12 protein-coding genes are annotated in these 13,382 nt (G+C 55.1%); 4 read left to right on the top strand and 8 right to left on the bottom strand.

The genetic code is table 11. The features are described from left to right. Window positions 1-71 precede the first annotated feature (71 nt). Window positions 72-950 carry a 23S rRNA pseudouridine(2604) synthase RluF gene (gene rluF, locus NG99_RS03395; RefSeq protein ID WP_034888436.1) on the top strand — a complete coding sequence of 293 codons (879 nt, stop codon included), beginning with the start codon at window positions 72-74 and terminating at the stop codon, window positions 948-950. A gap of 16 nt (window positions 951-966) precedes the next feature. On the opposite strand, the gene fabY is transcribed toward rluF, so the two are convergent. The 5 genes from fabY to typA form a co-directional block, all read right to left on the bottom strand. Continuing rightward, entirely contained in the window at window positions 967-1,905 is a 939-nt protein-coding gene (fabY, locus tag NG99_RS03390) for a fatty acid biosynthesis protein FabY (protein ID WP_034888434.1), read from the bottom strand. Window positions 1,906-1,961: 56 nt separating this feature from the next. Next, window positions 1,962-2,399 (bottom strand): D-aminoacyl-tRNA deacylase, encoded by a 438-nt coding sequence (gene dtd / locus NG99_RS03385; RefSeq protein WP_034888432.1) that lies wholly within the window; start codon window positions 2,397-2,399, stop codon window positions 1,962-1,964. After that, the gene (locus tag NG99_RS03380; RefSeq protein ID WP_034888430.1) at window positions 2,396-3,268 is read right to left on the bottom strand and encodes a virulence factor BrkB family protein; all 873 of its coding nucleotides are present in this window, start codon (window positions 3,266-3,268) and stop codon (window positions 2,396-2,398) included. The genes dtd and NG99_RS03380 overlap by 4 nt, the downstream gene beginning before the upstream one ends. Next, window positions 3,268-3,864 (bottom strand): glucose-1-phosphatase, encoded by a 597-nt coding sequence (gene yihX / locus NG99_RS03375; RefSeq protein ID WP_034888428.1) that lies wholly within the window; start codon window positions 3,862-3,864, stop codon window positions 3,268-3,270. The genes NG99_RS03380 and yihX overlap by 1 nt, the downstream gene beginning before the upstream one ends. 144 nt (window positions 3,865-4,008) lie before the next feature. Next, entirely contained in the window at window positions 4,009-5,832 is a 1,824-nt protein-coding gene (gene typA, locus NG99_RS03370; RefSeq protein ID WP_034888426.1) for a ribosome-dependent GTPase TypA, read from the bottom strand. Window positions 5,833-6,265: 433 nt separating this feature from the next. On the opposite strand from typA, the gene glnA reads away from it, so the two are divergent. The 3 genes from glnA to glnG all read left to right on the top strand — a co-directional run bounded on the left by glnA (window position 6,266) and on the right by glnG (window position 10,282). Then, window positions 6,266-7,675 (top strand): glutamate--ammonia ligase, encoded by a 1,410-nt coding sequence (gene glnA / locus NG99_RS03365; protein ID WP_034888424.1) that lies wholly within the window; start codon window positions 6,266-6,268, stop codon window positions 7,673-7,675. Window positions 7,676-7,815: 140 nt separating this feature from the next. After that, window positions 7,816-8,865 (top strand): nitrogen regulation protein NR(II), encoded by a 1,050-nt coding sequence (gene glnL, locus NG99_RS03360; RefSeq protein WP_034888422.1) that lies wholly within the window; start codon window positions 7,816-7,818, stop codon window positions 8,863-8,865. Between the two features lie 7 nt (window positions 8,866-8,872). After that, on the top strand, window positions 8,873-10,282 hold the full coding sequence (glnG, locus tag NG99_RS03355) for a nitrogen regulation protein NR(I) (protein ID WP_034888417.1): 1,410 nt from the start codon (window positions 8,873-8,875) through the stop codon (window positions 10,280-10,282). A 57-nt stretch (window positions 10,283-10,339) separates the two neighbouring features. Here the strand turns inward: glnG and NG99_RS03350 are convergent, their stop codons facing one another. From NG99_RS03350 to NG99_RS03340, 3 genes are all read right to left on the bottom strand, one after another. Next, window positions 10,340-11,179 carry a DeoR/GlpR family DNA-binding transcription regulator gene (locus NG99_RS03350; protein ID WP_034888415.1) on the bottom strand — a complete coding sequence of 280 codons (840 nt, stop codon included), beginning with the start codon at window positions 11,177-11,179 and terminating at the stop codon, window positions 10,340-10,342. A 112-nt stretch (window positions 11,180-11,291) separates the two neighbouring features. Then, on the bottom strand, window positions 11,292-12,242 hold the full coding sequence (locus tag NG99_RS03345; RefSeq protein ID WP_034888414.1) for a D-ribose ABC transporter substrate-binding protein: 951 nt from the start codon (window positions 12,240-12,242) through the stop codon (window positions 11,292-11,294). A 78-nt stretch (window positions 12,243-12,320) separates the two neighbouring features. Next, window positions 12,321-13,373, bottom strand: coding sequence for an ABC transporter permease (locus tag NG99_RS03340; protein ID WP_034888412.1), 1,053 nt, complete (start codon window positions 13,371-13,373; stop codon window positions 12,321-12,323). Window positions 13,374-13,382: the final 9 nt, after the last annotated feature.

Here is a 13,382-nt window from a genome sequence, read left to right as displayed (position 1 = left end):
ACCCGGTCGGTAATTTCTCCTGTTTGGCGCTCTCCCAGGGTAAGATAGAGTCCGATTTTTACGGAGGAACCATGCTGACCAACTCATCTATTCGTCTCAACAAATACATCGGCGAGAGCGGTATCTGCTCGCGTCGTGATGCCGATCGCTACATTGAACAGGGAAACGTTTTTATCAACGGCAAGCGAGCCGCCGTGGGCGATCAGGTATTTGCCGGAGATGTGGTGAAGGTCAACGGTCAGCTGATTGAGCCCCGTAACGAAGAAGACTTGGTGCTGATCGCCCTGAATAAGCCGGTTGGCATTATCAGCACCACGGAAGAAGGTGAGCGTGACAACATCGTTGACTACGTTAACCACAGCAAGCGTGTTTTTCCGATCGGACGGCTGGATAAAGAGTCTCAGGGACTGATTTTCCTGACCAACCATGGCGATCTGGTAAACAAAATCCTGCGCGCCGGGAACGATCACGAGAAAGAGTACCTGGTGACGGTGAATAAGCTGGTGACCGACGAGTTTATTCAGGGCCTGAGCGCTGGCGTCCCCATGCTGGGCACGGTGACGAAGAAGTGCAAGGTGAAGAAAGAAGCGCCGTTTGTCTTTCGTATCACGCTGGTGCAGGGGCTTAACCGTCAGATTCGCCGCATGTGTAAGCACTTCGGTTATGAAGTCACCAAACTTGAGCGCACGCGTATTATGAACGTCAGCCTGAAAGGACTGCCGATTGGCGAATGGCGTGACTTCACCGACGATGAGCTGATCGAGCTGTTCAGGCTGATTGAGAACTCCTCGTCAGAAGACGACGCCGGGAAAAAAGCGAAGGCGAAGCCCAAACCCGCCGCGGCGAAAAAGCCGAACCCCGGCGGTGCGAAAGCCGCCGAAAAAACCGCTGGCAATACCGCTGCCCGCAAACGTTTTGCCCAGCCAGGCCGCAAAAAGAAAGGGCGCTGATTTAGCGCCCCGCCCATTATCCGCCGGAACCGCCCCGCTCCAGGGGTCCATCAGGGTCGGCGGGTAGCACGATGTAAACCCCTTCAAACACCGCGCCACAGACTTCATTGCCAAACAGCTCCACCTCCAGCTGCACGCGCGCTTTGCGGCCGCGAGCCAGCCGATCGAGATCGCCGCTCAGAGAACCTAAATCCGCCACCGCGCCGGGCTTTCCGGTGATCGGGTGGCTGTAGCGGATATGCGCATCGGCCAGGATGATCGTTCCGCCAAGATGGCGCTCGCGCAGCAGCAGCCAGATCAGCCCCCAGCCGGTCAGCGTTGCCAGCGAAAACAGGCTCCCCGCAAACAGCGTGTGGTGCGGGTTTTGATTACCGGTTTCCGGCATGGTGGTGATAAATTTCTGCCCGGTGAATTGCAAAATCCGCACGCCCATCTTCTCGCTGAGGGGAATGTGATCGTACCAGGCCTGCTGCAACTGCCCGCACCAGTCGGCGCGATGCAGAATATCATCCAGCGTCATCACCGGCTTAATCATCAGGAAGTGGCGCACCGGCGTGGTTTGCGGCACGGTGATCTCGCCCTGGTTGATATACCCCAGCTTGGCAAAGAACTCGACGGCATCTTCGCGGGCGCTACAGACCACCCGTTTAGCCCCTTCCTGACGCGCAACGGACTCGAGGGTCATCGCCACCAGCGTCCCCAGCCCTTTCCCCTGTACCGAAGGATGCACGGCCAGGAAGCGGATAGCCGCCTCATTTTCCGCATTGATATACAGGCGGCCAACCGCTACCGGTTCACCGCGTTCATCCACCACCATCTGATGATGCGCCAGCGCATCCCAGGCATCCCGCTCAGAGCCCATAGGCTGATGGAGCGGTTTACGTAACATTTCCCAGCGGAACTGATAGTAGGTATCCAGCTCTTCTGCTGTTTCAGGAACCCTAAGATGATACATAAAATGGTTCTCTCTCTCTAAACCCGCAACGCCTCCATGCCGTTCTGCCAGCTGCCTCAAACCTGCAGCCAGAAAGTGACCGGCCCGTCATTGACCAGCGCTACCTGCATATTGGCGGCAAAACGTCCCGTCTCCGTGACGATCCCCCTCTCGCGGCAGCAGCCAATAAAGGACTCGTAAAGACGCTCGGCCTGCTCAGGGTCCGCGCCGCCCGAGAAGCTGGGGCGCATTCCCTTCTGGGTATCAGCCGCGAGGGTAAACTGTGAGACAACCAGCAGGCTTCCGCCTGCCTGCTGCACGTTAAGGTTCATTTTGTCGTTTTCGTCGCCGAAAATACGGTAGCCCAGCACCCGGTCGCATAAGCGCTGGGCTTTCTGCTGGTCATCCCCTTTTTCTACCCCCAGCAGGATCAGTAATCCAGGGCCTATTTCACCGGTGGTTTCCCCTGCCACCTGCACGCTGGCGCTCAGCGCTCGTTGAATTAAGGCAATCATAATTCCTCATCTTCTTTTTTTTGTTCTTCTTGTCTCATCAGGCGGTAGTCGCCAAGGGTGGCGCTGATTTCGGCCCCCAGCAATACAATACACCAGGTCCAGTAAACCCACAGAAAAAGAATGGGAATCACGGCCAGCACGCCATAAATTAACTGGTACGAAGGGAACATCGTAACATACAGCGCAAAACCTTTTTTCCCTAGCTCAAACAGCAGTCCGGCCACCAGCGCGCCAATGAGCGCATCCTTGCCCGACACCTGCCGGGTGGGAACAATGCTGTAGAGCAGCCAGAACGAGAGCCAGGAGAGCAGCAGCGGGAAGATCCGCAGCCCATAGTCAATCAGCCAGCTCACGCCCGTGACGGAGGCCCAGCGCAGCGAAAGCAGGTATGAGCTGATTGCCAGGCTGGCCCCAGCCAGCAGCGGGCCGAGCGTCAGGATCATCCAGTACACGGCAAAAGAGTAGACGATGGGACGCTTACGCTTGCTCCGCCAGATAGTATTCAGCGCAGTATCAATGGAATACATCAGCAACAGCGCCGTGACCACCAGACCGCAGGCGCCGACCGCCGTCATTTTGTTCACGTTAGCCACGAACTGCTCCAGATAGTTCTGGATGACCGTCCCTGATGCCGGAACAAAGTTATGAAAAATAAAGGTCTTCAGCTGGATGCTGACGTTGGCGAAAGACGGAAAAGCGGCAAAAAGCGCAAAGACCACTGCCACCAGCGGCACCAACGACAGCAGCGAGACATAGGCCAGATTACCAGCCAGCGTGGTCATGCCATCTTCATCGATGCGCTGCCACAGCAGTTTCATCCAGCCCCAGACCGCGCGCAGGCGATGCCGGTAGTGGTTAAGACGGCTCATTATCTACGATCGCTAAAGAACATCGGCACCACGTTCGCGTCAGTGACGTGCACGCTGTGGATACCCAATGCCCGCGCCGCTTCTATATTCTCCAGATTATCATCAAAGAAAATCGCGTCCTGAGCAGAGGCTTCTTCCGCGTTGAGCAGTTGCTGATAAATTTCGGCCTCCGGCTTGCGCAGGCCCATTTCCTGCGACAGATAGAGTTTGTCCGCCGCCTTTTGCACTTCGGGGTATTGCGTTGGCCAGAAGGTGCAGTGCAGCCGGTTGGTATTGGAGAGGATCACCACGCGATCGCCCTGTTCGCGCAATTTATGCATGATAGCAATCACTTCCGGGCGCACGCCGACAAATATCGCCTGCCAGCCAGCGGCAAATTGCTCGAAGCCCAGCGCGATATCCAGCTGTTCGCACATACGGACGGCAAACTCTTCGTCGTCGATTTCACCCCGTTCATGCAGCTCAAAAGCTTCGCCCATGTTGAATCGGCTTTGCAGCGTGGCTAACGGCACGCGACCAAGATCGCTCCAGACGCCAAGAACCCGGTTGAAATCAATATCAACAATGACGTTACCTAAATCAAAGATATACAGCATGGTCATCTCCTTTTGTGCCGGTGAACTATTCACTCTAGCGGTAAATCGGGAGGCTGAACAGGAGAGGGGTTTGAAAAAGAGGAGGAAGATCCAGGGCCGGAAAAATTTCCGGCCCTGAAGAACACATGGCTTTATTAAGGCGAATTACGCCTCTTTAGGACCACGGTTTGCGCGTTTACGATCGTTTTCAGTCAGGTGACGTTTACGAATACGCACGGACGTTGGCGTGACTTCAACCAGTTCGTCATCATCGATGAATTCCAGAGCCTGCTCCAGAGACATCTTGATAGCCGGAACCAGCGTGGTCGCTTCGTCAGTACCGGAAGCACGCATGTTGGTCAGCTTCTTACCGGTCAGGCAGTTAACGGTCAGGTCGTTAGAACGTGAGTGAATACCGATGATCTGGCCTTCATACACTTCCGCACCGTGGCCGAGGAACAGCTTGCCGCGATCCTGTAAGCTGAACAGGGCGAACGCTACCGCTTTACCCTGACCATTTGAGATCAGCACGCCGTTCTGGCGCTGGCCGATTTCACCCGGGCGAACGTCATCGTAGTGGCTGAACGTGGAGTACAGCAGACCCGTACCAGAAGTCATGGTCATGAATTCAGTACGGAAGCCGATCAGGCCACGAGCCGGGATCAGGTAATCCAGACGAATACGGCCTTTGCCGTCAGGGATCATGTCTTTAACATCACCCTTGCGCTCGCCCATTGCCTGCATCACAGAACCCTGATGCTGCTCTTCGATATCCAGCGTCACGTTCTCGAACGGCTCTTGCATACGGCCATCGATTTTACGGTTGATAACTTTAGGACGCGATACGGCAATTTCGAAGCCTTCGCGACGCATGTTTTCAATCAGAACAGACAGGTGAAGCTCACCACGACCCGATACGCGGAAGGCGTCAGAATCTTCGGTTTCTTCCACGCGCAGCGCAACGTTGTGCACCAGTTCTTTGTTCAGACGGTCAAGGATCTGACGTGAAGTCACATACTTACCTTCTTTACCGCAGAACGGCGAGGTGTTGACGTTGAAGTACATGGTCACGGTGGGTTCATCAACGCTCAGCGCTGGCAGCGCTTCAACACTCTGCGGATCGCAGATGGTGTCGGAGATGTTCAGCTCGCCCAGGCCGGTGATAGCAATGATATCGCCCGCTTCGGCTTCAACGGCGTCGATACGCTCCAGGCCCAGGTGGGTCAGCACTTTACCGACTTTACCGTTACGGGTTTTGCCTTCGCTATCAACGATAGTCACCTGCTGGTTTGGCTTAACTTTACCGCGTTTGATGCGGCCAATGCCGATAACACCCACGTAGTTGTTATAGTCCAGCTGGGAAATCTGCATCTGGAATGGCGCGTCCATCTCAACCTGCGGAGGAGAAACGTGATCGACGATAGCCTGATACAGCGGAGTCATATCCTCAGCCATATCGTTGTGGTCCAGACCAGCGATGCCGTTCAGGGCGGAAGCATAGATAACCGGGAAGTCGAGCTGTTCGTCAGTCGCATCCAGGTTCACGAACAGGTCGAAGACCTGATCCACAACCCAGTCTGGACGCGCGCCAGGGCGGTCAACTTTGTTGATAACAACGATCGGCTTCAGACCATTAGCAAACGCTTTTTTGGTCACGAAGCGGGTTTGCGGCATTGGGCCATCCATTGCATCCACAACCAGCAGCACCGAGTCAACCATTGACATCACACGCTCTACCTCACCGCCGAAGTCGGCGTGTCCTGGGGTATCCACGATGTTGATGCGGTAGTCGTGCCAATTAATGGCGGTGTTTTTTGCGAGGATGGTAATCCCACGCTCTTTCTCCAAATCGTTGGAGTCCATTACGCGCTCGGTCGCTTCAGTACGGGCATCAAAGGTCCCGGACTGCTGCAACAACTTATCAACCAGGGTAGTTTTACCATGGTCAACGTGGGCAATAATGGCGATGTTACGCAAATTTTCGATCACAGCTTTGCCTCAGGCATTAGAAATAGCGCGCTATTGTACACGGATTAATCGAAGGACTGAACAGGATCACAAATTTCAATTAAAGATAACTGTCAGGCTGGCTTTTCTCACCTTAAACAGTGCAAGAATTGCACCTCATCGAAAAAATGCACCAAAATAGTGCTCACTCAGCACTCAGTAGCACCAAAATGGTGCGCGACTTCCATCATGGTGCAGATCCCGTTTCACGAGAGGGCGCATAATAGCGCTTTTTCAGGTAAATAATAAAGTTGGCATAGATTTCGCTTTATACACTGAAACGAAGAATGCCAGTTTAACAACGGTTGATAGCGTGTGAGAGATCCTCATTATCGGATGACAATGCCTGATAAGCAAAGCCTTCCGTGAAGATCGCTAACCACGACGACAATGACAAAATCCAGGAGAGTTAAGTATGTCCGCTGAACACGTTCTGTCGATGATGAACGAGCACGAAGTCAAATTCGTGGACCTGCGTTTTACTGATACCAAGGGTAAAGAGCAGCACGTCACCATTCCTGCACACCAGGTTAACGCTGACTTCTTTGAAGAAGGTAAAATGTTTGACGGCTCATCAATTGGTGGCTGGAAAGGCATTAACGAATCAGACATGGTTCTGATGCCGGACGTGACGACTGCGGTACTGGACCCATTCTTCGAAGATCCAACGTTGATCATTCGTTGTGACATCCTTGAGCCAGGCACCATGCAAGGCTACGATCGCGACCCGCGCTCCATCGCTAAACGCGCTGAAGACTTCCTGCGCTCTTCCGGCATTGCGGACACCGTTCTGTTTGGGCCAGAGCCAGAGTTCTTCCTGTTTGATGACGTGCGTTTCGGCGCAACGACTTCCGGCTCGCACGTTGCTATCGATGATATCGAAGCGGCATGGAACACCGGTAAAGAATATGAAGGCGGTAACAAAGGTCACCGTCCTGGTATCAAAGGCGGCTACTTCCCGGTTCCTCCGGTCGACTCTTCACAGGACATCCGTTCTGCTATGTGTCTGACCATGGAGCAGATGGGTCTGGTGGTTGAAGCGCATCACCACGAAGTGGCTACCGCTGGTCAGAACGAAGTGGCTACCCGCTTCAACACCATGACCAAAAAAGCTGATGAAATTCAGATCTACAAATATGTCGTACACAACGTGGCTCACGCTTACGGCAAAACCGCGACGTTCATGCCAAAACCTATTTTTGGTGATAACGGTTCAGGTATGCACTGCCATATGTCTCTGTCTAAAGACGGCAACAACCTGTTCGCAGGCGACAAATACGGCGGCCTGTCTGAAACTGCGCTGTTCTACATCGGCGGCGTTATCAAGCATGCTAAAGCCATCAACGCCCTGTCTAACCCGACCACCAACTCCTACAAGCGTCTGGTCCCAGGCTACGAAGCGCCGGTGATGCTGGCTTATTCAGCCCGTAACCGTTCAGCTTCTATCCGTATCCCAGTGGTTGCCAGCCCGAAAGCGCGTCGTATCGAAGCTCGCTTCCCCGATCCAGCCGCTAACCCATACCTGGCGTTCTCTGCGCTGCTGATGGCAGGCCTGGACGGCATCATCAACAAAATCCATCCTGGCGACGCGATGGACAAAAACCTGTACGACCTGCCGCCGGAAGAAGAAGCTGAGATTCCAAAAGTGGCCGGCTCGCTGGAAGAGGCTCTGAACAGCCTGAACGAAGACCGTGAGTTCCTGACTCGTGGCGGCGTGTTCACTGACGACACCATTGATGCCTACATCGAACTGCGTAAAGCCGATATCGACCGCGTTCGTATGACTCCACACCCGGTTGAGTTCGAGCTGTACTACAGCGTTTAACGGGTCTGGCGCTTTATGTTGCCGTGAAAATTTTCAGGCCATCTTAGGATGGCCTTTTTTCACCACGATTTCATCGTTCAGGAAGACGAATTTCGGGTTCCTTGACTATAATGCACTAAAATGGTGCAGGAGAACGCTGTATGGCAACAGGCATGCTGCCCGATGCTGGGCAGATTCTCAATTCCCTTATTAACAGTATTTTGCTGGTCGATAGCGAGCTGGTGGTTCATTACGCCAACCCCGCAGCCCAACAGCTGTTAGCGCAAAGCTCCCGCAAGCTATTTGGTACGCCGCTGCCGGAACTGATGGGATATTTTTCATTAAATATCGACGTCATGCTTGAGAGTCTGAATGCAGGTCAGGGTTTTACCGACAGTGAAGTGACTTTAGTGGTCGACAGCCGTGCGCACATTATGTCTTTAACCGCACAGCGTCTGCCTGAAGGATTAATTCTGATTGAAATGGCCCCGATGGATAACCAGCGCCGCCTCAGTCAGGAACAAATTCAACATGCTCAGCAGGTCGCCGCGCGGGATTTAGTCCGCGGTCTGGCACATGAAATTAAAAACCCGCTGGGAGGATTGCGTGGCGCAGCACAACTGCTGGCGAAAGCCCTGCCCGATCCGTCATTAACCGAGTATACCAAGGTGATCATTGAACAGGCGGACCGCCTGCGCAATCTGGTTGATCGCCTGCTGGGTCCGCAGCAGCCGGGTATGCACGTAACGCAAAGCATCCATCAGGTAGCCGAACGCGTGGTAAACCTGGTCTCCATGGAGCTGCCGGATAACGTGGCGCTGGTCAGGGATTACGATCCCAGCCTGCCGGAACTGCCGCACGACCCGGATCAGATTGAACAAGTTCTGCTGAATGTAGTACGCAACGCGCTTCAGGCGTTGGGTGAAGAAGGCGGCACTATTACGCTTCGTACCCGCACGGCGTTTCAACTGACGCTGCACGGCGTACGCTATCGCCTGGTGGCCCGCATCGATGTTGAAGATGATGGCCCTGGCATTCCGGCACAACTGCAGGATACGCTGTTTTATCCGATGGTGAGCGGGCGAGAAGGCGGCACCGGTTTAGGCCTGTCGATTGCCCGTAGCCTGATCGATCAGCATTCGGGGAAAATAGAATTTAGCAGTTGGCCTGGTCACACTGAATTTTCGGTTTATCTGCCTATTCGCCAGTGAGGTTTCTATGCAACGAGGGATAGTTTGGATCGTCGATGACGATAGCTCCATCCGCTGGGTGCTTGAACGCGCGCTCACTGGAGCCGGTTTAAGCTGCGCTACTTTTGACAGCGCTAACGAGGTGCTGGACGCCCTTGCCAGCAAAACCCCAGACGTTTTACTTTCAGATATTCGTATGCCCGGTATGGATGGGCTGGCACTCCTGAAACAGATTAAGCAGCGTCATCCGATGCTTCCGGTCATCATAATGACCGCGCATTCCGATCTGGATGCGGCAGTTAGCGCGTATCAGCAGGGCGCCTTCGATTACCTGCCAAAGCCGTTTGATATTGATGAAGCCGTGGCCCTGGTGGAAAGGGCTATCAGCCATTACCAGGAGCAGCAGCAGCCTCGCAATCAGCCGGTGAGCGGCCCGACCACGGATATCATTGGCGAAGCGCCCGCGATGCAGGACGTTTTCCGCATCATCGGCCGCCTCTCTCGCTCCTCGATCAGCGTACTGATCAACGGCGAGTCAGGCACCGGTAAAGAGCTGGTTGCTCACGCTCTGCACCGTCACAGCCCGCGAGCCAAAGCGCCTTTCATTGCGCTGAACATGGCTGCTATCCCGAAAGACCTGATTGAGTCAGAACTGTTTGGTCATGAGAAAGGCGCCTTTACCGGCGCCAATCAAATCCGTCAGGGACGTTTTGAGCAGGCAGACGGCGGTACGCTGTTCCTGGATGAAATCGGCGATATGCCGCTGGATGTTCAGACGCGTTTACTGCGCGTTCTGGCTGACGGTCAGTTCTATCGCGTTGGGGGCTATGCGCCGGTAAAAGTGGACGTGCGGATTATCGCCGCTACCCACCAAAACCTGGAGCTGCGGGTGCAGGAAGGCAAATTCCGCGAGGATTTGTTCCATCGCCTGAACGTTATCCGCGTTCATCTGCCGCCGCTGCGCGAGCGCCGTGAGGATATTCCTCGCCTGGCTCGCTACTTCCTGCAAATTGCCGCGAGGGAGCTGGGCGTGGAAGCGAAAATCCTGCACCCGGAAACCGAAACGGCCCTGACTCGCCTGCACTGGTCAGGCAACGTCCGTCAGTTGGAAAACACCTGCCGCTGGCTGACCGTGATGGCGGCGGGACAGGAGGTGTTGATTCAGGATCTGCCGTCCGAGCTGTTCGAGACCTCAACGCCTGAGAACCCGGTGCAGTCGCTGCCGGACAGCTGGGCGACGCTGCTGGCGCAGTGGGCCGATCGCGCTCTGCGTTCCGGTCATCAAAACCTGCTGTCGGAAGCGCAGCCAGAAATGGAGCGCACGCTGCTGACCACGGCGCTGCGCCACACGCAGGGCCATAAGCAGGAAGCCGCGCGTCTGCTGGGATGGGGGCGAAACACCCTGACCCGCAAGCTGAAAGAGCTGGGGATGGAGTAACGCATCAGAGGATAAAAATGCCGCCTGGCGTGCGTTTTTATCCTCTGCTGGTTGCCATCAACCGCCTACTTTTACCGGCGCGATCATCACGTTGATCCCACTGTCGCGCATTTTCTCAATCTGTGACGGTGGCGTTCCCTGATTCACAATCACCGCATCAAACTCCTCCAGCCTCGCAAAATGGTGCAGTGCCCGGCGTTCAAATTTTGTGTGATCGCTGAGCAGAATACGCTTAGCAGAAGACTCAAACATGGCGCGTTTGGTTTCGGTGGTTTCCGCAGACTGGTGAAACACGCCGCTATCGGTAATCGCCGACATGCTGACAAAAAACAGATCGGCGCGCAGCAGGGCAATTTCCCGGCGAGTCATCTGCCCCATAAAAGCGTTACACCAGTTGTAAAATTGCCCGCCCAACCCCAGCAGATTGATATCACGCACATTGCGTAATTCAGACATCAGCGGCAGTGAGTTGGTGATCACCGTCAGGGGCCCACGCGCGGGCAAAAAGCGGGTCATCTGGAGTACGGTGGTGGAGTCATCCATAAAGACCGACTGCCCCGGCTCAATCAGGCCAGCGGCCATCTCCGCAATGGCTCTTTTCTCATCAAGCTGCCGGGTGGCGCGATAGACATCGCTCGACTCAACCTGACTGGTGGAAGTGGCAGAGACAACGCCTCTGGCTTTACGTAACAATCCGCGTTCGACCAGCTCATCAATATCACGATGGGCCGTCATCAGGCTGATACCGAACCGCTCGGTCAGATCTTCAATCCGTATCGAGCCCGCCGCCACCACCGCTTCAACAATCAGCTGGCGACGAGCTAACTGGCGCGCCTGTCGGCTGTCACCAGGCATCTGTTCTGCCATAAAAATGTCGACGGCTTTTTCCAGGGTCATGAGGCATATATCCAGGTCAGATAAGGGAAGACGAAGCGGCTTTATTAGACCCCCGATTAAGGGATTTAGCAAATCAGGGTGGCGCGGCGGAGAGCCCGCCGCTGCCGTTTGTTTACTCAGAAAGGGTGAAGGCCGAGGTGTATTTGCTGGCATTTTCTTTGGTGATCAGTTTGCAGTCAAACAGCTGTTTTTCCGTTTTCGCGCCGGTCTTGCCGGTTTTGATAAACCGATCGGCCTGCTGGACTGCTTTGCTGGCGAATTCTGACACCGGCTGCATGACGGTATAAGCCAGTTCGCCAGACTTCACCGCATCCACGGCATCCGGTGAGCCATCGAAAGCCCCCACCACCACATTTTTCAGTTTTCCGCCCTCTTTCAGCGCCGCTACAGCACCCAGTGCCATCTCGTCGTTACCGCTGATAATGCCTTTAATATCCGGATGAGCCTGCAACAGGGACTGCGTTTTATTATTGCCCTGGGTGCGGTCCCAGTTAGCGACTTCTTTCCCCACCAGCTTCAACTCCGGGTACTGCGACAGAACGGTATCATAGCCATTTGAGCGGGTTGCCGCATTGTTGTCGGACGGCGAGCCAAGCAGCTCCACATAGTTGCCGCTGTCGCCCACCATTTTCACCCACTGCATGGCGCCCAGCGCTGCGCCCTGAGCATTGTTGGAGACCAACTGCGCTTTTGCCAAGCCACTCTGGTTCAGTTCGGCATTGATCACAATGATCGGAATACCGGCAGCGATGGCTTTTTTCACCGATCCAACCGATCCGTCGGCGTTAGCCGGATCGAGGATAATGGCTTTAGATTTGTTGGTAATGGCGGTGTCGATCAACTGGCTTTCGGTATTGGTATCCCCTTTATGCGCCCCAACCGTGGCGGTGTAGCCTAGTTTTTCCGCCTCTTTCTTCGCCACCATACCTTCGGTGTACCAGTAAGGATTAGAAGGATCATTGACGATGATGGTCATTAGCCCGTTGGCCGCCCAGGCCGGCGTGGCGAGAACGGTGATGAGCGCGGTGGCGGCCATCATCAGAATACGTTTGCGGTTAAGCATGGTCTGTCTCCACTTGTCTTGGTGTAGGGTAGGTCTGAGTCTGGATTCAGGCGCCGCAAAGGCTCCGGCGCCCGGGGATTATTTCGATCGTTTACCGTATTGCAGGGTGTTGAGCAGAACTGCCAGTACGATGACGGCGCCAGTGAATACCGTCTGCCAGTAAGCAGAAACGCCGATAATCACCAGACCATCAGAAAGAAATCCGATGACAAATGCGCCAAGCAGGGTTCCACGAACGTTACCGCGTCCGCCGGTTAAGGCCGCGCCGCCAATCACCACAGCAGCAATGGCCGTCAGTTCGTAGGTGGTGCCGGCGGTCGGGCCAGCCGACGTTAACTGCGAGGAAAGCACCAGTCCGGCGACAGCAGCGCAGATTCCGGAAAGCACATAAACCGTAATCTTGACGCGTTTAACCGGCACGCCCGAGAGATCGGCGGCACGTTCGTTGCCGCCAGAGGCATAGAGCCAGCGGCCAAAAGCACTGCGGCTCAGCAGGAACCCGGCGGCCAGCGCAATCGCCGCCATAATTAGCACCCCAACGGGAATGCCAAGAATGCGGTTGAATCCCAACCAGTCAAAGCCCGTATTACCCAGCTCGACGCTGCCGGAGAGTTTGTTGTAGGTCAGGCCGTTGGTCATCAGTAGCGCAACGCCGCGGGCAACGTACAGCGAGCCCAGGGTGGCGACGAATGCCGGCACGCGCAACCAGGCGATCAGTACGCCGTTAATCAGCCCCACCAGCGCGCCCAGTGCCAGCGTCAGCAACACCACAGCCCAGAGAGGGAAGTAAAGAATGCCCCCAAAGGCTTGCAGATCAACGCCCTGCATCAGATAACCGGCAAACACGCCGGACAACCCCAGCGTTGACCCAACTGACAGGTCGATACCGCCATTCAGAATAACCAACAGCATACCGATAGCGGGCAAGCCGAAGATCGCCACATGCGAAGCCATGGTAAGAAAGTTATTCGCCGAAAAATAATTGGGCGAGAGAAAGGAGAACACCGCCACAATGACGATCAGCGCGAAGAAAGCACGCCCTTCGAGCAGCAGTCTGGCGATATTCACTCCGGATACGCGCTGGCGAGGGACGGCGCTGGCCGAAGGCAGGACTTGGGTTTTATTGTTCATAACAGGCTC

Source organism: Erwinia typographi, from assembly GCF_000773975.1.
In the GTDB taxonomy this organism is placed as follows: Bacteria; Pseudomonadota; Gammaproteobacteria; order Enterobacterales; family Enterobacteriaceae; genus Erwinia; species Erwinia typographi.
The sequence above is the reverse complement of the archived record's forward strand: the minus strand, read 5'-3'. Positions and strand labels throughout refer to the sequence as shown.